20 protein-coding genes and 1 riboswitch are annotated in these 18,652 nt (G+C 63.2%); of the genes, 3 read left to right on the top strand and 17 right to left on the bottom strand.

Going from position 1 to position 18,652, the window contains the following annotated elements:
• Positions 1-75: 75 nt before the first annotated feature.
• From trmB to ACW8PS_RS11490, 10 genes are all read right to left on the bottom strand, one after another.
• Positions 76-789, bottom strand: coding sequence for a tRNA (guanine(46)-N(7))-methyltransferase TrmB (gene trmB / locus ACW8PS_RS11535; RefSeq protein WP_491527563.1), 714 nt, complete (start codon positions 787-789; stop codon positions 76-78).
• Positions 790-847: 58 nt separating this feature from the next.
• Positions 848-1,327, bottom strand: a complete 480-nt coding sequence (locus ACW8PS_RS11530; RefSeq protein ID WP_491527562.1) for an ABZJ_00895 family protein — start codon at positions 1,325-1,327, stop codon at positions 848-850.
• 79 nt (positions 1,328-1,406) lie between these two features.
• A complete protein-coding gene (gene metK, locus ACW8PS_RS11525) occupies positions 1,407-2,588 on the bottom strand; it encodes a methionine adenosyltransferase (protein WP_491527561.1) in 1,182 nt (393 codons plus the stop codon).
• A gap of 6 nt (positions 2,589-2,594) precedes the next feature.
• Positions 2,595-2,645: riboswitch (SAM-SAH riboswitch) on the bottom strand.
• 11 nt (positions 2,646-2,656) lie between these two features.
• Entirely contained in the window at positions 2,657-4,159 is a 1,503-nt protein-coding gene (gene lnt, locus ACW8PS_RS11520; protein ID WP_491527560.1) for an apolipoprotein N-acyltransferase, read from the bottom strand.
• A complete protein-coding gene (locus ACW8PS_RS11515) occupies positions 4,159-5,052 on the bottom strand; it encodes a hemolysin family protein (RefSeq protein ID WP_491527559.1) in 894 nt (297 codons plus the stop codon). Before ACW8PS_RS11515 ends, lnt begins: the two co-directional genes overlap by 1 nt.
• Complete coding sequence (ybeY, locus tag ACW8PS_RS11510; RefSeq protein ID WP_491527558.1) at positions 5,049-5,603, bottom strand: rRNA maturation RNase YbeY; 555 nt, start codon at positions 5,601-5,603, stop codon at positions 5,049-5,051. Before ybeY ends, ACW8PS_RS11515 begins: the two co-directional genes overlap by 4 nt.
• A 3-nt stretch (positions 5,604-5,606) precedes the next feature.
• Positions 5,607-6,515, bottom strand: a complete 909-nt coding sequence (locus ACW8PS_RS11505; RefSeq protein ID WP_491527557.1) for a cation diffusion facilitator family transporter — start codon at positions 6,513-6,515, stop codon at positions 5,607-5,609.
• Between the two features lie 6 nt (positions 6,516-6,521).
• Positions 6,522-7,529: a PhoH family protein gene (locus ACW8PS_RS11500; protein ID WP_491527556.1), complete on the bottom strand. Its 1,008-nt coding sequence runs from the start codon at positions 7,527-7,529 to the stop codon at positions 6,522-6,524.
• Between the two features lie 196 nt (positions 7,530-7,725).
• Positions 7,726-8,085 carry a hypothetical protein gene (locus ACW8PS_RS11495; protein ID WP_491527555.1) on the bottom strand — a complete coding sequence of 120 codons (360 nt, stop codon included), beginning with the start codon at positions 8,083-8,085 and terminating at the stop codon, positions 7,726-7,728.
• 5 nt (positions 8,086-8,090) lie between these two features.
• The gene (locus ACW8PS_RS11490; RefSeq protein ID WP_491527554.1) at positions 8,091-8,630 is read right to left on the bottom strand and encodes an OmpA family protein; all 540 of its coding nucleotides are present in this window, start codon (positions 8,628-8,630) and stop codon (positions 8,091-8,093) included.
• Positions 8,631-9,210: 580 nt separating this feature from the next.
• Between ACW8PS_RS11490 and ACW8PS_RS11485 the strand changes: the two genes are divergently transcribed.
• The gene (locus ACW8PS_RS11485) at positions 9,211-9,606 is read left to right on the top strand and encodes a hypothetical protein (protein WP_491527553.1); all 396 of its coding nucleotides are present in this window, start codon (positions 9,211-9,213) and stop codon (positions 9,604-9,606) included.
• Between the two features lie 139 nt (positions 9,607-9,745).
• On the opposite strand, the gene miaB is transcribed toward ACW8PS_RS11485, so the two are convergent.
• Entirely contained in the window at positions 9,746-11,068 is a 1,323-nt protein-coding gene (gene miaB / locus ACW8PS_RS11480) for a tRNA (N6-isopentenyl adenosine(37)-C2)-methylthiotransferase MiaB (RefSeq protein ID WP_491527552.1), read from the bottom strand.
• Positions 11,069-11,202: 134 nt separating this feature from the next.
• Between miaB and ACW8PS_RS11475 the strand changes: the two genes are divergently transcribed.
• On the top strand, positions 11,203-12,075 hold the full coding sequence (locus ACW8PS_RS11475; RefSeq protein WP_491527550.1) for a hypothetical protein: 873 nt from the start codon (positions 11,203-11,205) through the stop codon (positions 12,073-12,075).
• Here ACW8PS_RS11475 and ACW8PS_RS11470 read toward each other — a convergent pair.
• The 4 genes from ACW8PS_RS11470 to ACW8PS_RS11455 all read right to left on the bottom strand — a co-directional run bounded on the left by ACW8PS_RS11470 (position 12,072) and on the right by ACW8PS_RS11455 (position 15,060).
• Entirely contained in the window at positions 12,072-12,959 is an 888-nt protein-coding gene (locus ACW8PS_RS11470) for a Hint domain-containing protein (RefSeq protein WP_491527549.1), read from the bottom strand. The genes ACW8PS_RS11475 and ACW8PS_RS11470 overlap by 4 nt on opposite strands.
• Before the next feature lie 136 nt (positions 12,960-13,095).
• Positions 13,096-13,557, bottom strand: coding sequence for an Hsp20 family protein (locus ACW8PS_RS11465; protein ID WP_491527548.1), 462 nt, complete (start codon positions 13,555-13,557; stop codon positions 13,096-13,098).
• A gap of 137 nt (positions 13,558-13,694) precedes the next feature.
• Complete coding sequence (locus ACW8PS_RS11460; RefSeq protein WP_491527547.1) at positions 13,695-14,528, bottom strand: trypsin-like serine peptidase; 834 nt, start codon at positions 14,526-14,528, stop codon at positions 13,695-13,697.
• A gap of 121 nt (positions 14,529-14,649) precedes the next feature.
• Complete coding sequence (locus tag ACW8PS_RS11455; RefSeq protein ID WP_491527546.1) at positions 14,650-15,060, bottom strand: hypothetical protein; 411 nt, start codon at positions 15,058-15,060, stop codon at positions 14,650-14,652.
• Between the two features lie 163 nt (positions 15,061-15,223).
• Between ACW8PS_RS11455 and ACW8PS_RS11450 the strand changes: the two genes are divergently transcribed.
• Positions 15,224-15,583 (top strand): hypothetical protein, encoded by a 360-nt coding sequence (locus tag ACW8PS_RS11450; protein WP_491527545.1) that lies wholly within the window; start codon positions 15,224-15,226, stop codon positions 15,581-15,583.
• A 123-nt stretch (positions 15,584-15,706) separates the two neighbouring features.
• Here the strand turns inward: ACW8PS_RS11450 and ACW8PS_RS11445 are convergent, their stop codons facing one another.
• On the bottom strand, positions 15,707-17,773 hold the full coding sequence (locus ACW8PS_RS11445) for a hypothetical protein (RefSeq protein ID WP_491527544.1): 2,067 nt from the start codon (positions 17,771-17,773) through the stop codon (positions 15,707-15,709).
• A gap of 2 nt (positions 17,774-17,775) precedes the next feature.
• A partial coding sequence (locus tag ACW8PS_RS11440) for a DUF4159 domain-containing protein (RefSeq protein WP_491527543.1) occupies positions 17,776-18,652 on the bottom strand: 877 nt, incomplete at its 5' end.

Raw genomic sequence — 18,652 nt, 5'->3', positions numbered from 1 at the left:
CCCCCCCCCCCCCCCCCCCCCCCCCCCCCCCCCCCCCCCCCCCGGGTCGCCGCGCGGCCCGCGCGGCGACACCTCCTAATCCTTGCGAAACGTCAGATAATGCGGCACCCGGCCCGCGCGCAGCGCCTTTTGCTCATAGCGGGTCGCAATCCAGTCCGCCCAAGGGCGCCGCCAGTCTTCCGGCCCCTCGGCCAGCCATGCAAACCCCGCCTTCGGCACCTCCTGCAAGGTCTGGCGCACGTAATCGGGAATATCCGTCGCCACCCGAAAAATCGCCCCCGGTTTCAGAACCCGCGCCAAGGGGGCCAGATGCTCCTGCGTCACGAACCGGCGCCGGTGGTGGCGCGCCTTGGGCCAGGGGTCGGGATAGAGCAGAAAAGCCCGCGCAACGCTGGCCTCGGGCAGCACGTCAAACAGATCGCGCACATCATTGGGATAGACGCGCAGGTTCTTGACACCTGACGCACGGATCCGGCCAAGCAGCATCGCCACGCCGTTGATATAAGGCTCACAGCCGATGATACCCACATCGGGGTTCTGCACCGCCTGATGCACCATATGCTCACCGCCGCCAAAACCCACTTCCAGCCACAGATCACGACCCGCAAACAGCGTGGCCATGTCCAAAGCCACCCGGTCGGGGTTTTCATCCCATCCGACCGGCCCCGGCGACAGCGCCGCCAGATCAGCATCGACCAGCGCCTGCTGGCTGTCTTTCATATGGTGGCTTTTGCGGCGGCCATAGAAATTGCGCCATGGCGCGCCTGAGGGATGGGTTTTTCTGGGCATCGGGCCTGAGGTCAGTTGCGAGATTGCCACCGGGCCATACCTGCCCCGCGCGGCAGGCTCAACCGCCCTGCTGGCGCTGGGCCCGCTTTTCGGCCCCCTTGAAGGCCGACCAGATGAAAACCCGGAACATCAGGAACTGCAATCCGAAGCCGATGGCCACGCTCACCACCATCACGCCAAAGGCGATCCCGATCTCATCGCTGCGCACGCCGCCCATCACAAAAGCTGCGATGATGGCAACCACGCCCAGAACCAGATTGACGACGATAGCCTTCACCGCAAATTTTTTCGCATAGCCCCAGGCCTCGGCACTGTCGGCCTTGCGCCCCTCGGCCTTCAGAAAGCTCTGCGCGAACACCATGATCGGCCACATGATCGCGCCAATGGAGCCGCCGATCAGCGCGCCGCGCAAAATGGGCGCGGATAACAGGTTGGGAAATACCGACATGGCAAGGCCGAACACAATGAAAATTCCGGCCGCCACGATGCCATATTGCTTTGTGAAACGCTCCGTATAGGTCGGGTTTATTTCGGTCATGAAATCCTCATTCGTCATAAAAATGGTCGCCCCCTCATATGGGGGGGCGACCCTTGATTTATCATCTTCGGCGAAAATCTCAAACGGCGGATTTCAGCGTCTCGATCAGGTCGGTGCGTTCCCAGCTGAAACCACCATCGGCTTCGGGCGCGCGCCCGAAATGGCCATAGGCCGCCGTGCGTTCATAGATCGGGCGATTGAGACCCAGATGATTGCGGATGCCGCGTGGTGTCAGGTCCATGATCTGCATCACGGCGCGTTCGATCTGCGCCTCATCGACCGTGCCGGTGCGATGGGTATCAACATGGATCGACAGGGGCCGGGCCACGCCAATGGCATAGCTCAGTTGCAAGGTGCATCGCTCCGCCATGCCCGCCGCCACGATATTCTTGGCCAGATAGCGCGCGGCATAGGCGGCCGAGCGGTCCACCTTGGTCGGATCCTTGCCCGAAAACGCACCGCCGCCATGCGGGGCGGCACCACCATAGGTATCGACGATGATCTTGCGCCCGGTCAGACCGGCATCGCCATCGGGGCCGCCGATCACGAATTTACCGGTCGGGTTCACATGCCAGACGGTGTCATCGCTGATCCAGCCCTCGGGCAGAACCTCGCGGATGTAAGGCTCCACTATGGCGCGGATATCGGCACTGGTCTGGCTTTCCCGCGCGTGCTGTGTGGACAGCACGATCGAGGTCACCCCGACCGGCCTGCCATCGACATAGCGCACCGAAAGCTGGCTTTTGGCATCCGGGCGCAGGTCCGGTGCCGAGCCGTCCTTGCGAGCCTCGGCCAGGCGGCGCAGGATGGCGTGGGCATAAAGCAGGGGGGCCGGCATCAGTTGCGGTGTCTCGATGGTGGCATAGCCGAACATGATGCCCTGATCGCCGGCCCCTTCTTCCTTGTCATCCGTCGCATCGACGCCCTGCGCGATATGGGCCGATTGTTCATGCAGCAGATTGGTGATCTCGACGGTCGCGTGATGGAATTTTTCCTGCTCGTAGCCGATATCCTTGATGCAGGCGCGGGTGATCGCGTCGACCCGGCCCATATAATCGTGCAGCTTGTTCTTGTCGCTCAGGCCGACCTCGCCGCCGATCACGACGCGGTTGGTGGTGGCGAAGGTCTCGCAGGCGACACGGGCCTCGGGTTCTTCGGCCAGAAATGCATCCAGGATCGCATCCGAGATCCGGTCACAAAGCTTGTCGGGATGCCCCTCGGAAACGGATTCCGAGGTGAAAACATGTGTATTATTTGTCATGAGAAGTGCTCCGATATCTGTTATGGTCACCACGTCAGGAAGCCGTTGTGGTGCTTTGTTCCCCGGCCTTACGGGGTTCGCGGCCTGGGATCAATGCCGTTCTTGGCCCGTCGCACAGCCAAACCGCCAAAGAGGATCACAAGCAACATGATCGTGGGCCAGTTGCCAGCGCGCGCATAGATCGTGGCGGCCAGCGGCGCGGGCAGCGTGCCATCTATGATGCCGGCCTGGTTCAGCGGGTAGGAGGCCAGAATGCGCCCGTAAGGGTCGATCATCGCCGAAACCCCGGTATTGGCGGCGCGCGCCACCGGCAGCCCCTGTTCAATGGCCCGCAGCCGGGTCTGGTCGAGATGCTGATAGGGCATGGCAGAATCCCCGAACCAGGCGTCATTGGTGATTTGTGCGATCCAGTCGGGCCGTTGCGATGCGTCCGCCACGTTGCGCGCGAATATCGCCTCATAGCAGATCAGCGGCAGCATCAGCCCGGCATCGCCCATATCGAGCACGCGTGGCCCCGGCCCCGGCGTATAGCCGCGCCGTTCGGCATCGGGCATGATCCCGGTTGCCGCCAGCAGCCCCGCCATCGGGATATATTCGCCAAATGGCACCAGATGAAACTTGTCATAGATCTGGCTGACCTGCGCATCGGGTTGCAACACGGCAAGGCTGTTGAAAAACTGCCCATCGGCCACCCGCTGGACGCCAAAGATCAGCTCGGCGCCGCCTGCGGCATCGGCCATCTCGGGCAGCAGCTCATCTATGATGTTCAAGCGCCAGGTCAGCGCCGTTTCGGGCCAGATGACGATATCGAACGGGGTTTCGGACGGGGTGGTTGTCAGCTCCAGCAGGCGTTCATAAAACACCGGGGCCATTTCGGGCAGCCATTTCTGATCCTGGGCTGCGTTCGGCTGCACGATGCGGATCCGGGTTTCGGTTTGTGCCACCGGGATCGACAGGCGCGACAGGCCATAAAAGCTGCCCGCCCCGACAATCGCCAGAGACAGAACGCCGGCGACGATCCGCGCCCGTCCGGTCACCGATAAAGGGGCCGCCAGCGCCAGCAGCGTCAACAGCCCGACCCCCGGCACGCCGACAAGGGCTGCCAGTTGCATGAAGGGCTGCCCCAGCCAGAGCGAGCCGATCTGCGCCCAGGGAAAGCCGGTAAACATCCAGGCGCGCAGGAAATCCGCCGTGATCAGGCAGGCTGCCAGTGCCACCACGCGGGCCCCTGCCCGGCGGCCCAGGAAAAATGCCGCCGCATAGGCCCCGCCAAAGAACAACGCCAGCCCCGCCACCATCCCGGCCAGCGCAAAGGGGGCCATCCAGGCATAGGTATCAGCGTCGATATAGAAGGGTGATACGATCCAGAAATGCGTGCCGGCAATATAGCCGACACCGACCAGCCATCCGATCCTGGTCGCCTGACGCCAGGTCCGGGCCCGCGTCATGCCAAATAGCGCCAGCCCCCATGCGATCAGCGCCAGCCACCAGTAATTCAACGGGGCCTGCCCCGTCGCGGCCATCAGGCCCGGCACCAGATAGACCAGGTCGGCAATCCACCCGCGCCGCATCAGGCCGTCTGTCCCGGCAGGCGCACGCGCAGTCGTTTTATGCGGCGCGGATCGGCATCGACCACTTCGAATTCAGCCCCCGAAGGGTGCGGCACGACCTCGCCGCGCGCCGGCACCCGGCCCGACAGCAAAAACACCAGCCCACCAAGCGTGTCGATCTCCTCATCATCCAGACCGGTGGTCAGGGATCGGCCGATGGCGGCCTCGAACTCGTCCAATGGCGCACGCGCCAGCACCAGCCAGCTCAACGGGCTTTCCTCGGTCCAGAGCTGGCCCTCCTCGACATCATGTTCATCCTCGATCTCGCCGACGATCTGTTCAATCAGGTCCTCAAGCGTCACCAGCCCGTCAACACCGCCATATTCATCGATCACCAGCGCCATGTGAATCCGATCCGTCTGCATCTTTTGCAGCATCACGCCAATCGGCATCGAGGGCGGCGCATAGAGCAGCGGGCGCAACATCGTGGTGACATCAAATTCCTTTGTCTTGCCGTTGAAGCCATGTTCAAGCGCCAGATCCTTGAGATGGACAAGCCCCACCGGATTATCCAGCGTGCCGTCATAGATCGGCAAGCGGGTATAGCCGGTTTTCCGGAACACCTCGACCAGATCGGGCATCGTGATATCATTGGCCACGCCGGTGATTTCGGCGCGTGGAACGGCCACGTCATCCAGCCGCAACCGGTGCAGATTATACATGCGGATGGCAGCAAGCGGCCCGTTGCCGGCCGGGTGATGCGGGTCGGACGGGTTGGCCTCGTGGGCGGGTGTATCATTGCTGGGGGCGCTGCCAAAGATCCGGGCAAAAAAGCCGGGCCTGTGGTCAGGGGCGTCGTCATCGGGCTGCGCGCTTGGCGCTGCGCTAGACGAGCTGTCGGGATTTGAGCTCATGGCTCCTTTCCAAAAAGTAACGCCGGGCCAAATATGCGCCCGCAGCCCCAATATGGGTCAGGTATGCCCAGAGTTTCAAGGATGCGCGTCTCCAACCCCTGCATCAGGGCGGCATCGGCGTCATTTATGTGATCAAAACCCAACAGATGCAGGGTGGCGTGGACCAAAAGATGGCGCACATGATCGTCAAACGGCTTGCCCTGCTCTGCCGCTTCCGCCGCACAGGTTTCATGGGCGATGGCAATATCGCCCAGTTCCACCGCCGCGCCAGCAGTGCCACCCGTGCCGGGCACCGGCAGTTCGGGCATCCGGCCAAGCGGCAGGGCGATGTCACGGGCCGGCCAGCTCAGCACATTGGTGGCTTGCGGCTTGCCCCGGAAATCCGCGTTCAGCGCGGCGATGCGGGCATCATTGCAGCCCAGCAGGCTGATCTCGAAGCGGTCCGGGTCCAGACCCAGCCCGGCCAGCGCCGCCGCGCAGGCCGATTGCGCCAGCGCGCCGAGATGCGCTTTGGTCCAGCCGCTCTCCTCGATCACCAGATCGACACCCATCGCCTAGGCTCCGACCGTGGCAGGCGCATCGCAGGCATGCTGGCTGCATTCCATCTCGAAGGTGGTGTGCGAGATGCCGAACCTGTCACGCGCCACCGATTTCAGCCGCGCCTTGATGGCATCGGCCTGCCCCCATTGCCCGGCATCGACCACGATATGGGCCTGCAACGCGGCCTCATGTTCCTGCATCATCCACAGATGCGCATGATGGATATCGCTGACGCCGGGTTCGGCACCGAGTTTTGCCAGCACCTCGGAAATGGCAATGCCCTTGGGGCTGCCGAGCATCAGGATGCGCATAACCGGGCCGATTTCGCGGGCCACCTGCCACAGGATATAGCCCGCGATCAGCAGCGTGACCGCCGGGTCTACCCAGGTCTGATCCCAGAGCAGAATTGCGACCCCCGCCACAATCACCGCGACCGAGCCGGCGGCATCGGCCAGATTATGCAGAAACGCCGCCCGGATGTTCACGCTGTCCTTTGACATCGACCAGGTCAGCGCGGCGGTGGCCAGATCGACCACAAGCGCCACAACCGCAATGATCACCACGATCCAGCCCGCCACCGGTTGCGGGTCGATCAGGCGCATAACGCCCTCATAGACCAGGTAAATTCCCAGAACCGCCAAAGTGGTGTAATTGACCAGCGCCGCCACCACCTCGACCCGGCCATAGCCAAATGTCATGGCGTGATCGGCGGGGCGCCGCGCGATCTTGCGCGCCGTAAAGGCGATGATCAGCGCGATTGCATCCGAGAAATTATGCAGCGCATCCGCGATCAGGGCCAGCGACCCCGAAAGAATGCCGCCAATGACCTGCGCCACGGTAAGAGCCAGATTGACCGCAATGGCCAGAGCGACCCGGAAATCTCCGGCCTCCGGGTCTATGTGATGGTGATGATCATGCGGCATGGCACCCTACTGTTCGACGCTATCGGCATCATAGGCCTCGATGATCTTGGCGACCATGGGGTGTCTTACCACATCTTTGGCGGTGAAATAATTGAAGGAGATGCCTTCGATACCACCCAGCAGACGTTCGGCGTCGCGCAAGCCGCTGGTCACGCCGCGGGGCAGGTCGATCTGGGTCCGGTCGCCGGTGATCACCATGCGGCTGCCGCGCCCCAGACGGGTCAGGAACATCTTCATCTGCATCGTGGTGGCGTTCTGGGCCTCATCGAGCACCACGAAGGCATTGGCCAGGGTGCGCCCGCGCATGAAGGCCAGCGGCGCGATCTCGATCTGCTTTTCCTCGATCAGCCTGGCCAGTTGCTTGCCCGGCAGGAAATCATTCAGCGCATCGTAAAGCGGCTGCATATAGGGGTCGACCTTGTCCTTCATGTCGCCGGGCAGAAAGCCCAGCCGTTCGCCCGCCTCCACCGCCGGGCGGCTGAGGATGATCTTGTCGACATGGCCGTTTATCATCTGGTTCACCGCCACGGCAACGGCCAGATAGGTCTTGCCGGTGCCGGCCGGGCCGATGCCGAAAACCATTTCATTGCCCAAAAGCGCGCGCACATAATCCTGCTGCGCCCGGCTGCGCGGCTCGACCGTTTTCTTGCGCGTCCTGATTTCCAGATCGTCGCCCTGAAACATCTCGATCTGGTCGCCATCGCGGGCCCCGGTGCCCTCGGCCGAATTGCCAAGCCGCACGATCGCGTCGATATCGCCGGGGCTGAGCCCGCGCCCGGCCTCGGCGCGTTCATAGAGCGTTTGCAGGGCTTTGGCGGCCTCTTCGCGCGCGCCACCCAAGACATCGACAGCATTGCCGCGGCGGATGATCTGGACATCCAACAGATGCTCGATCTGCGCCAGATTGCGGTCAAATTCACCGCAAAGCGCGATCAACAGCCGGTTATCGGGGAATTCAAGGGTCAGTTCAGGCGGGGTCTCGGCGGCAGGCTGAGACAAGATGGTGGTCGCCAAGGGCGTCTCCCGTCAGTGAGTATCCTGCGCCCACTGTGGCAAGCCCGCCGGGCCAAGGCAACAGCAATAGCGTTTCGGGTCAGACTCGGCTCGTTTTGCTGGACGGATCGCCCGGTAGAGAAGGGCCGATGATGGCGAACAGCAAAAAGGGCGGCCCGCAACCGGACCGCCCCTTTTATTACATCAACCGAAACCCTTAGCTGCGCGGCACACGATCGGGGATACCGGCCCCGACCTGGGTATTGCCAATGATCGAATTTGGCGGTGCCACACCGGTGCAGACCGGCAACCCGCTGACCGGATCACGCCGACGTGACCAATAGCCCTCGAGACCATCGTCGATCATCCAGATCTGGCAGCCGTCAGGGTCAATATAGATCCCGGCTTCCAACCTGCTGAGAGGTCCGGCATCGCGGCCGCGGTCTTCGCCGATGGCGCGCAGCGGCGCGGGATCGCTGGTCGAGGTGACGCCTTCGAAGTTTTCAGCACATGCCGACAGAAACAAGAGGGTTCCGAATGTCGCCGAGAATTTGAGGATTGTGGGATAACTGATCATGGCGCTCACCTATAGCAGACGATTTCGACGCGGCGGTTCTGCTGCATGTTGGCAGCGCTCGTGTTCGGGACAACCGGACGGCGTTCGCCATATCCGATTTCGCGCGCGACACGCGCCCCGACGGAACGCGCGACAGCGGCAACCGAGGCGGCACGGCGTTGCGACAGATCCATATTGTATTCATCCGATGCGCGGCTGTCGGTATGGCCGTAGATCGCGTAGGCAAAGGCCCCCGCGCTCTGGAAGAACTGCGCCAGACCCTCCCTTGCGCCGGGCATCAACCGGGCACTGTCGGTGCGGAACAGCGTGTCGGTATTGGTCACCGAGCAGGTGTTCATATCCAGGCAGACCGGCATGCCGTTCTCGGGGTTCACCCGGCCTTCCATATAGCCCTCGACACCGCCATCGGCGACCCAGTGCATACAGCCATCGGGGTCGATCCAGATCGTCGGTTCAACGGTTCCGGTTATGACACCGGTGCTTTGCGCCGACACCGGATGCGGCAGCGTCGAGATCAGCAGGCCGATCGCAACGGCCACCATCATGACACCCTTAAATTCTGGAAACCTTAAACGCATTGCGGCAACACCCCCCTGTGTCCGTCGGCCATGTCTCTGGCGCGATCTTGTTGATTGCTGGCCTGGCAGGGCCATGGGGGGATCCGCCCCCCGTTCATTGGGTGAACTTTAGCAAGATTATGCGCCATTGGAAGCATGAAATACCACCATCGGGCATTCCCGCCGCGAAACACCTGACCAAAAGAGCGCTGAAATCGCAGGAAAATCCGGGTCGGCGGGCTGCGCAGACATCAACAATCGGCACGGTCGCGCGGCGTTGACCGATTCGGCGCTGCGTTCCGGGGGGGTTACCCGATTGTGGCAATTTTTAGGAAAATTGAAGGAAACATGTTGGAAATCAGATGGGTTTGTAGCGCGGGTGTAGACAATGACCGTGAGGCCATGTGTTCGTTTCCAGAAACCACCGACAATTGCGCTGCGGCCTTCACAGGGCACCCTAGAAGGTTAAAATCAAATCTTAACAGGCAAGAAAGAGGCTTGGCGTGAACCGGCCCGCCCATCGACGCGCAAACTGTCACAGATTTCGACGAAAAAAGGATGGGAAGATATGAAACGCCCCTTAATCGCAACCGCCCTGTTGGCCAGCATGTTCACGGCGGCACCCGCCCTGGCCCATGACGTCCACCATGGCTATGCCAACCAGTATGTCCACAGCCAGCAGCGCAGCTACGCCCATGCCCAGGCTTACGCCCGGCCCGCGGCCGAGGTCATCTTGGTCACCATTACCGTCAGCTGCTTCCGCGGTCCTTGGGAAGAGGTGATCTGGGATCGCCCCGAGCCGGTCTTTGTCGATAGCCTGGTCAATGCCGGCTACACCTATCCCGAGGCGCATTCCATGGCGGAACGGGTCTGTCGGGATGCCTCCGGTGTCGGCAATTCGGAAAATATCCGCGCAACCATGCTGCGCATCATCGAAAGCCAGCCGCCCAACTGGCGCCGGTGACAGGTCGGGCCGGGGGCCGTTTGCGCGGCCCCCGGCCTATAGCAGTTCTCAGAAAACCTGAATCACTTAACGCTGCCTGAAATCAAGGATTTCAACGCGTTAAATGATACATTATGTCTCAGGAATTCCGAGAAGTGCTTTATCCCAGCAATTCGCCTTTCAGCGAGTTGGGGCCGCTTTGCACGATCCGCACCGTCGCGATCTGGCCGATCAGGTCATCGGGTGCCACGGCATGAACGGCGTGCAGATAATCGGATTTGCCGACCAGTTGCCCTTCAAGCCGCCCGGGTTTTTCGAACAGCACCCGAACCTCGCGCCCGACCATCGCGTCTTGCGCCGCTTTTTGCTGCTGTCCCAGAAGCGCTTGCAGGCGTTGCAGCCGCGCATCGGCCAGATCTGGCGCGACCGGCGCTTTCTCGGCCGCCGGCGTGCCGGGACGCGCGGAATATTTGAATGAATAGGCCTGGCCATAGCCAACGCGCTCCACCAGATCCAGCGTCGCCTGAAAATCGGCATCGGTTTCGCCGGGAAAGCCGACGATGAAATCGCCTGACAGCAACAGATCGGGCCGGGCGGCGCGGATACGGGCAATCAGCGCTTCATAATCGGCGGCGGTATGTTTGCGGTTCATCGCCTTCAGAATGCGATCTGATCCTGATTGCACCGGCAGATGCAGATAGGGCATCAGCTTGTCGCAATCGCCATGGGCGGCGATCAGGTCATCCTCCATGTCATTGGGATGCGAGGTGGTGAAGCGGATCCGGTCCAGCCCGTCGATCAGGGCCATCTCGCGGATCAGCCGCGCCAGGCCCCATTCACCATCCGGTCCAGCGCCGTGATAGGCGTTCACATTCTGGCCCAGAAGGGTGATTTCACGCACGCCATGTTCCACCAGATCCCGCGCCTCGTGCAGCAGGCGATCGGCCGGGCGGCTGGCTTCGGCCCCGCGTGTATAGGGCACGACACAAAAGGCGCAGAACTTGTCGCAACCTTCCTGCACGGTCAGAAATGCCGTTGGCCTGCGCCCGGGCTTGCGCGCCTTCGGCAGGTGCAGGAATTTATCCTCCTCGGGGAAATCGGTATCCAGCGCCTTTTCCCCGGCCTCGACCGCGCGCGCCATCGCAGGCAGGCGGTGATAGGTCTGCGGGCCGACCACCAGATCGACCATCGGTTGGCGGCGCATGATCTCGGCGCCCTCGGCCTGGGCCACGCAGCCGGCAACGCCGATTTTCAGATCCGGGTTGGCATCACGCAGGGGTTTGAACCGGCCCAGTTCGGAATAGATCTTTTCGGCGGCCTTTTCGCGGATATGGCAGGTGTTGAGCAGGATCATGTCGGCCTCTTGCGCCGTGGCGACCTGTTCATAGCCTTCCGACCCCAGGGCCTCGACCATGCGTTCGCTGTCATAGACATTCATCTGGCAGCCATAGGTTTTGACAAAGAGCTTTTTCGGTGCGGACATCGGGCGGGCCTCCGGGCGGGTTCCTGCGCCATCTACCGCAAGCCCGCCAGCGCATCAATGACGCGCGTGATGTTTGCAAAATCGAAAGCCGCAAGGCACAGTATGGCCGAGCAGAAAAACCGGGGCCAACCCAGATGATCCATCCGTCCATCTCCAGCTTCGTCTCGCATGCGGGCCGCCAACCGCCTGGCAAGGGGCCGTTTGCGATTGTGATTGCCGAGGACCGGACCGAGCTGGGCTCGACCCTGGATCACCTGACGCATCTGGGGTTTCGCCGCTTGTTCCTGCTGGCCCCGGATGATGTCGACCTGCCCGAGGATGTCGATGATGCCTCCATCATCGAGGTGATCCGCCACCAGACGCGCCAGCCCGGCACCGCGCCCGCGATTGTGAACGCGCTGATCAAACTGGTGCCGGGCGAATGGATTCACTACTGTTTCAACGCCGAATACCTGTTTTTTCCCTTTTGCGAGCAGCGCCGCATCGGGGAAGCGATTGCCTTTGTGACCGAAGAACGCCGCGAGGTGGTGCCGACCTATGTGATCGACCTCTATGCCGAGGATCTGACCCGCCATCCCGATGCCGTATCGCTGGAAACCGCGCATCTCGACAGTTCGGGCTATTACGCCGAAACCCGCCGCGATGAGGCCGGCGAGGTGCTGGAGCGGCAATTGAATTTCTATGGCGGTCTCAGGTGGCGCTTCGAGGAACATGTGCCGGTGCCCAAACGCCGGATCGACCGGTCCAGCCTGTTTCGGGCCGCGCCGGGCTTGACGCTGAACAATGATCATTCGCTGTCGGACCCTGAAATGAACACCTATTCCTGCCCCTGGCATCATTCGATGTCGGCCACGGTATGTTCATTCCGCGTTGCCAAGGCGCTGCGCAGCAACCCCGGATCGCGCCATGATGTCGATAGTTTCCGCTGGCATAAATCCACCCGGTTCTACTGGTCATCACAGCAGCTTATGGAATTGGGGCTGATGGAACCGGGGCAGTGGTTCTAGGCCCCTGCCCGTTCAGGCACATCGGGCGGTGGCATGATACGGTATCGCGGGTCCAGCCGGTCGGGGTGAAAGGCCGGGTCTTTCAGATAGATCGGGCGCGCGGGCTGCATCTGAGGCCCGGCGGCGATCAGGCGGTTGCGACGGTGGATCAGCAATGTTTCGGTGGCCATGCCTTCGGCCAGGATCAGTTCATGCGCGTCAAAGCGCAGATTGACGAAGCTGGCCTGCACACAGCCGCGCACCCGCTGCACACCGGCCCGGCCCACCAGATTGCCGGCCGCTATCAGCAATTCGGCCCCGGTCACGGGATGTTCGATCATCACCCGCTGATAGGGTGCCACGGTCAGCGCCCGGCGCGGCCGGCCGCGCCCCAGCGCGCCAAACGAGATCACCACCGGGCGGCCGGGATCGTCGGGCCCTTGAAAGCTGCGCCGCTGGCGGATGATCTGGCGCACCGGTTGCAGCCCATGATCGACGGTTGTCAGCAGATCCCCCTCAACCACATCGCGCACCGGCCTGACCCCGGATGCGGTGCTGACCAGGGTTGCGGCGGTCAATTGCACCGGGCCGCCCAGGCACACGAAATGCGCGGCCTCCAGATCGTCAGGATCGAGCCGCTTCAGCCGCAGCGAGCCGCCATCGTCGAACCGGATCAAGGTGTCACGCCCGGAGCCATGCATCCGCGACCGGATATCGGCATGGGTCTGAATCTCGTAGCGATCAAAGATCACCCGGTCGCCCGCATCCACGCAAAACCCGTCAATGATCTCATGGCCCGGACCTTCGCGCACCACGAACTGATCGGCCCCGCGCATGGTGGCGGCCCCATCATCGGGAAGATCAGGCCACAGCATTTCGCGGCCCATTGGCGGCTGGTCATCCATTGGCAACGCCTGGGGTTTTTGTGATCGCTGGCGGCAGTTTGGGACGGAAATGGTTTCCGGACGCCTAACGGGGCCAAAACGCAGAAAACGCAGCCCGGTCAGGGGCTGCGTTTGTGGTTGCATCGCTTTGGCTGGTTTAGGCCGCGTCGGATTCGATTGCGGGGGCAGAGCCTGCCTCTGACGCTATTTCGATGCGGCGCGGTTTCAGCGCTTCGGGCACTTCGCGCACCAGGTCGATATGCAGCATACCGGCATCATGGCTGGCCCCGGTCACGCGCACGTGATCGGCCAGATGGAAGCGTTTCTCGAAGGCGCGTGTGGCGATACCGCGATGCAGATAGGTCCGCTCGGTATCGTCGCTGGCCTTGCGCGCACTGACATAGAGGCCGTTTTCGCGCTGCTCGATGTTCAGTTCATCGGCGCTGAAACCGGCCACCGCAATCGAGATGCGATAGGCATCATCGGCGGTCTTCTCGATGTTGTAGGGCGGGTAGGTCGTGGCCCCGGTATCCTGGGTCATGACGCGGTCGAGAATATCTGCCATCCGGTCAAAGCCAACGCTGGCGCGGAAAAGCGGGGTGAAATCATGCGTTCTCATTTGGGTCATCCTCTTTCTCTGGTTTGAGCGATAACGATTTTGCGGGCGGTCCGAACGGACCCGCCCTATCGGTTCATGCCCCGGCCCCAAAGTCGGGCACCGGAACATTTTCGATGTGGGAAGTCAGAGAAGGGTCGTCAAGGGGTGACGCGAATGAACCGCGCACTGATATCGCCGGTGCCGTCATTGCCCGCCGTCAGCGTGCGCATCCGCGACGCCTCGCGGCTGAAGACGTCATCGGTGCGGTCCAGAAGATCCAGAATGGGGGCCAGACCGCCGCCCAGATCGGCGGCCAGCGCCACCGGATCATTCTGCCATTCGGCAAGCGCCGATATCACCGAGACAATACCCAATTGACCGTTTTGGCGCATGAAGACCGGCGACCCGGAGGAGCCGGGGTCGATATAGCAGCCCAGAACCTGAAACCCGCCCCGATCCGCGCGCACATCGCAGCCATCTTCCAGCGCGGCGGATTCTGCCCGATCCCGCCCATAAGAGACGATCTGCACCGAATCGCCCACGCTGGCCTGCCCGCGCGCCGGGATCGGGCGCATGATTTCCGCCGAAATGGGGCGATCAAGTTCAAGAATGGCGATATCGGCGCGAACCTGGTCCAGCTCATCGCTCAGACCCATCGAATAGCCGGGATGGATCACAGCCCGCCGGATGGTGCGATAGGCCACCGGCCGGCCGTTTCTGAGCCCGGCATTGAAGCCGAACCCCGCCAGTGGCAGCCGTTCCCTGGTTTCGGGATCAAACAGACAATGCGCCGCGGTCAGCACCAGATCGGCGGCAATCAGCGTGCCGGTGCAAAATCCGGGCCCGGTATCGATCCGTCCGACCGCCTGCCACTGCCGATCAGGGCCAATGCCGGTCACAACCTCCAATGGCGGCCCGGCGGGGGCGATTGTGGGCAGGGTCTGGGCCGCGGCCGGGCTGGCCAGCAGCAGCAGGATAAAAAGGGCGCGCATCAAGGGTCCGGTCCTTGCTCAAGGGGGCGTTGGGCCGGGGTTTACGCGACGAGTTGGGCAGAAATTGGACCTCGGCCCCGCCTTGCGCTGAGCGTTTCAAGGCGGGGCCGGTGACCTGGTTTTACCCGGCGATTACGGCGCAAGGAGCGGTGGCAGGCAGCATGGCCGACAGGAACGCCGCCGGGTTGGCGCGAAAGGCGGGCAGCGCGAAGCGGGCATCAAGGCGCGGGGCCGGCATGGTCCAGAGCATTGCGGGTTCCGCAAGCACCGGTTTGGCAAAGTCCAGCTTGACGTCAACGGGACGCAGGGCGGGCCTGCCGAAACCAGAGCATTCGAGACCGGTCAACGGGGTCATCGCTGCGGGGGCAAAGCTGCGCATGGCCAGAGCCGCCGGGCTTGCCGATAAAGGCGTCACCGTGGCCTGACCGTCGACCACCGTGAGGCTGATCCCCTGCGCGCTGGCTGAAAGACCCGCAACGCCGCTGACAATCAGCGCCGTCACGGCAATGGATTTATTCAATTTATTCAACATAATCTGGTCCTTTTTCAAATGGAGTGGCCGGTTCAACCCGGGTGCTGACCTCAGAATGCGCTTTCGTGTCCGTGATACGCAATATCGGGCGGGGGTTATCGGATGACAGGCCTCACGCAGGCGTCAGGTGACAATCCGGGCCGGGCAATGGAAGATGCCGCCCATGCGGACCCTCCCAACCATTGCCCTTGCCCTGATCGTCATGATGGGGCCTGCCGATGCTGATCCGGCGCGAATCGTGGCCGTCACGGCGCAGGCATCGGGCGACAGATGGCAGTTTGACGTGACCCTCGCGCATGGCGATACCGGCTGGGAGGATTATGCCGATGGCTGGCGGGTGGAGCTGGCCGATGGCACCATATTGGGCACCCGGATTCTGGTCCATCCGCATGTCGAGGAGCAGCCCTTTACCCGCAGCCTCGGGGATGTGGCGATCCCCGGTGGCACCGATATCGTTCACATTCGCGCCTCTACCAATGTGACGGGATGGGCCGCCATGACACAGGCGCTGAGCCTGAACTGAGCAGCCAGCGCAAGCGCGCTATAGCAGTTTCGGGAAAACCTGAATCGCATAACGCTGCCTGAAATCAAAGATTTCAACGCGGTCCAAGCGATGCACCCTGTCCCAAGCTTTCCGAGACGTGCATTATTGCCGCCCTTCGCGCAGCCAGGCCCCCAGCATCAGACCGGCGGCGATCAACAGGAACAGCCAGGCCGAGATCAGCGGCGTCACCGTGATATCGGTGGTCAGATAGGCGGCGCGCGGGGTCAGCCCGATCCAGCCGCGCCCGGCCGCATTGCGCCCTTCCGCGACGCGCCGGATATCGGGCAGCCCGTCTTCCAGCCGCAGCACACCGCCGCGCCGCAGCGCCGCCGGATCTTGCAACGCGGCACCGCTGGCCAGGGTTTCCTCAAACTCGCGCGGCGCGGCCGGGCCAAGCGCCACCACCGCGTCACGGTCACCATCGCTGAGCCGATAGAGGCCGATCTCGGGGCCGTTGATTTCGCCGCTGAACCGCCCCGGCGCGGTTTCTTCCAGCGTCACCACAACCTCGCTGCCATCGGGCATGGTGACGGTCACATCGCCGGTTTCCTCGGCCAATGTCTGGCGGGTGATGGTGATGGTCTGGCCGTCCGCCTCGGCGCGCAGGGCCTCTTCTTCCAGCTCCGGTTCGGCCATCATCCAATGCGCCAGCCGGCGCAACAGCTCCAGTTGCGGCCCGCCACCCTCATAGCCGCGATCCCACAGCCAGGGCTGATCGGAGGCCAGCAGCGCCACCCTTCCCTGCCCGACCCGGTCCAGGATCAGCAGCGGGCGGCCATCCGCGCCGGTCATCACGGTCTGGCCGCTTTGTTCCGTCACCTCGATCTGGCGCAGCCAGCGGCCCCAGGGCGCGTCGCTGTCGGGCGGTTGGCTATGGGTCTCGGCCAGTCCCGCCGTGACCGGGTGGCGTTGCCCGAGATCTGATATTTCGGGCAGGAAGGGCGTTTCAATGACCTGCGCGGTGGGGCGCCCCGGCAGGATGCTGGCCAGCGGCGTCCGGTAGAGCGAATTCGCGCCGGCGAAATCCGGCCCCGCCGCCAACAGCAACGCGCCGCCATTTTCGACATAGGCCCGCACATTGTCCAGATAGACCATCGGCAGGATACCGCGCCGCCGGTAGCGGTCGAAAATGATCAGGTCAAATTCGTCGATGGCCTCGAGAAACAGCTCACGCGTGGGGAAGGCGATCAGGGACAGTTCGGTCACCGGCACGCCATCCTGGCGATCGGGCGGGCGCAGGATGGTGAAATGAACCAGATCGACCGACGGGTCCGATTTCAGCAGGTTGCGCCAGGTCCGCTGGCCCGGATGCGGCTGGCCCGACACCAGAAGCACGCGCAGCCGGTCGCGCACGCCATTGATCTGCACCACGGCACCATTATTGCGGTCGGTCAGTTCGCCGGGGGCCTCGGGCAGTTCAAATTGCAGCACGTTCATCCCGGCATGCGGCAGGGTCATCGGCAGGTCCAGATCCTCGCCCACCGGCACCATGAAACTGCGCGGCGCATCGCCGTCGATCGAGATCCGCAATTCGGCCAGCCCGCCAATGCCCGCAGGCACCGCGCCCGCATCCTCGATGCGCAGGGTCAGCACGAATTCCTCATCCAGAATTGCAAAGGCCGGGGCGTTCTGAACCAGAAGCCGCCGATCCCAATCGGTCGCGCGCCCGGTGATCAACGCGTGCAGGGGGGCGGGCAGTTCCGGGACAAGATCGGCATCATGGATCTGGCCATCGGTGATCACAATCGCCCCGGCGATACGCGCGCGCGGCTCCTCTGCCATCAGCTCGGCCAGTGCGGCCATGGCCAGCGTGCCGGTATTGTCGGGGCCGTCGCCGACGCGTGCCTCGCGCAATTCCATGCCAAGGGAGGCAACTTCGCGGCGCACCGAGGCCACTGCCGCCTCGGTCTGCGCGGCCCGGTCCGAGATCTGCTGCGAGGCGCTTTGGTCGATCACCAGCAGCACGATATCGGATAGCGGCTCGCGCTCTTCAACTTGCAGCGACGGGTTGACCAGCGCCAGCAGCAACGCCAAGGCCGCCAATGCGCGCAGCGGCCATCCCGCCAGCCCGCGCCAGATCTGCAGGCCCAGAAACAGCGCCGCCATGGCGGCCATGGCCCAGATCACGGCCCAGGGCAATTGCGGGTCAAAGATAATATCCTGCGCCATATCTATTGCCCCAGACGATCAAGCAGGGCGGGCACATGGACCTGATCTGATTTGTAATTTCCGCTGAGCACATACATCACCAGATTGACCCCGAAGCGCAGCGCGATCTCGCGCTGGCGTTCGCCGGCAAAGCCGCGCCCGATGGGATAGAGCGCGCGCCCGTTTTCATCCATTGCCCAGGCCGCGGCCCAATCATTGCCGCCGATCACCACCGGCGTGACCCCGTCATTGAGGTTGCGAAACGGCATCCCCTCGATCCGTTCGACATCGGGCGGCGCGGCCTCGACCCAGACATCGCGGCCCAGATGGCGGCCCGGAAAATCCTGCAGCAGATAGAAGGTCCGGGTCAGAACATGATCTTCGGGCACCGGTTCCAGCGGCGGAATGTCCAGCGGGCGGGCTATTTCGCGCAAAGCGCGCCCATTGGGCGTTGCCGCGCCGAAGCGGCCGATATCGGCGTCGCGGGTGTCAAACACGATCATGCCGCCGCCGCGCAGATAGGCGTTCAGCCTGGCATAGGCGGCGTCCGACGGGATCGGCTGATCGGGGCTGATCGGCCAGTAGATCATCGGGAAAAACACCAGCTCATCGCGTTCCAGATCAATGCCGATGGGCGGGGCGGGTTCGACCGAGCTGCGCTGTGCCAGCGTCAGCCCAAGCCCATAGAGCCCGGCGCGCGAGGTCTCATCCAGCCTCGCGTCGCCGGTCAGCACATAGCCAAGGGTGATTTCCGAGGTTGCCAGCAGCGCCAGCGCCTCATCGGCGGCGCTCTGCGCCCGGGCCTGCGGGGCCATCAAGCCCACGGCCAGCAAGATCACCGCCGTTCGCGCCAGCCCCGGCAAGCGGCCCGACAGCCACAAAGCGGCCAGCGAATCGAGC

Source organism: Alterinioella sp. (assembly GCF_058343375.1).
The sequence above is the reverse complement of the archived record's forward strand: the minus strand, read 5'-3'. Positions and strand labels throughout refer to the sequence as shown.

Excerpts from the sequence above, each read along its gene's own strand:
- ACW8PS_RS11450 (WP_491527545.1), top strand. The coding sequence starts at position 15,224 with ATGCGGACCCTCCCAACCATTGCCCTTGCCCTGATCGTCATGATGGGG.
- ACW8PS_RS11470 (WP_491527549.1), bottom strand. The coding sequence starts at position 12,959 with ATGGATGACCAGCCGCCAATGGGCCGCGAAATGCTGTGGCCTGATCTT.
- ACW8PS_RS11465 (WP_491527548.1), bottom strand. The coding sequence starts at position 13,557 with ATGAGAACGCATGATTTCACCCCGCTTTTCCGCGCCAGCGTTGGCTTT.
- trmB (WP_491527563.1), bottom strand. The coding sequence starts at position 789 with ATGCCCAGAAAAACCCATCCCTCAGGCGCGCCATGGCGCAATTTCTAT.
- miaB (WP_491527552.1), bottom strand. The coding sequence starts at position 11,068 with ATGTCCGCACCGAAAAAGCTCTTTGTCAAAACCTATGGCTGCCAGATG.
- ACW8PS_RS11495 (WP_491527555.1), bottom strand. The coding sequence starts at position 8,085 with ATGATCAGTTATCCCACAATCCTCAAATTCTCGGCGACATTCGGAACC.
- ybeY (WP_491527558.1), bottom strand. The coding sequence starts at position 5,603 with ATGGGTGTCGATCTGGTGATCGAGGAGAGCGGCTGGACCAAAGCGCAT.
- ACW8PS_RS11530 (WP_491527562.1), bottom strand. The coding sequence starts at position 1,327 with ATGACCGAAATAAACCCGACCTATACGGAGCGTTTCACAAAGCAATAT.
- ACW8PS_RS11515 (WP_491527559.1), bottom strand. The coding sequence starts at position 5,052 with ATGAGCTCAAATCCCGACAGCTCGTCTAGCGCAGCGCCAAGCGCGCAG.
- lnt (WP_491527560.1), bottom strand. The coding sequence starts at position 4,159 with ATGCGGCGCGGGTGGATTGCCGACCTGGTCTATCTGGTGCCGGGCCTG.
- ACW8PS_RS11505 (WP_491527557.1), bottom strand. The coding sequence starts at position 6,515 with ATGCCGCATGATCATCACCATCACATAGACCCGGAGGCCGGAGATTTC.
- ACW8PS_RS11475 (WP_491527550.1), top strand. The coding sequence starts at position 11,203 with ATGATCCATCCGTCCATCTCCAGCTTCGTCTCGCATGCGGGCCGCCAA.
- ACW8PS_RS11490 (WP_491527554.1), bottom strand. The coding sequence starts at position 8,630 with ATGATGGTGGCCGTTGCGATCGGCCTGCTGATCTCGACGCTGCCGCAT.
- ACW8PS_RS11445 (WP_491527544.1), bottom strand. The coding sequence starts at position 17,773 with ATGGCGCAGGATATTATCTTTGACCCGCAATTGCCCTGGGCCGTGATC.
- ACW8PS_RS11460 (WP_491527547.1), bottom strand. The coding sequence starts at position 14,528 with ATGCGCGCCCTTTTTATCCTGCTGCTGCTGGCCAGCCCGGCCGCGGCC.
- metK (WP_491527561.1), bottom strand. The coding sequence starts at position 2,588 with ATGACAAATAATACACATGTTTTCACCTCGGAATCCGTTTCCGAGGGG.
- ACW8PS_RS11485 (WP_491527553.1), top strand. The coding sequence starts at position 9,211 with ATGAAACGCCCCTTAATCGCAACCGCCCTGTTGGCCAGCATGTTCACG.
- ACW8PS_RS11455 (WP_491527546.1), bottom strand. The coding sequence starts at position 15,060 with ATGTTGAATAAATTGAATAAATCCATTGCCGTGACGGCGCTGATTGTC.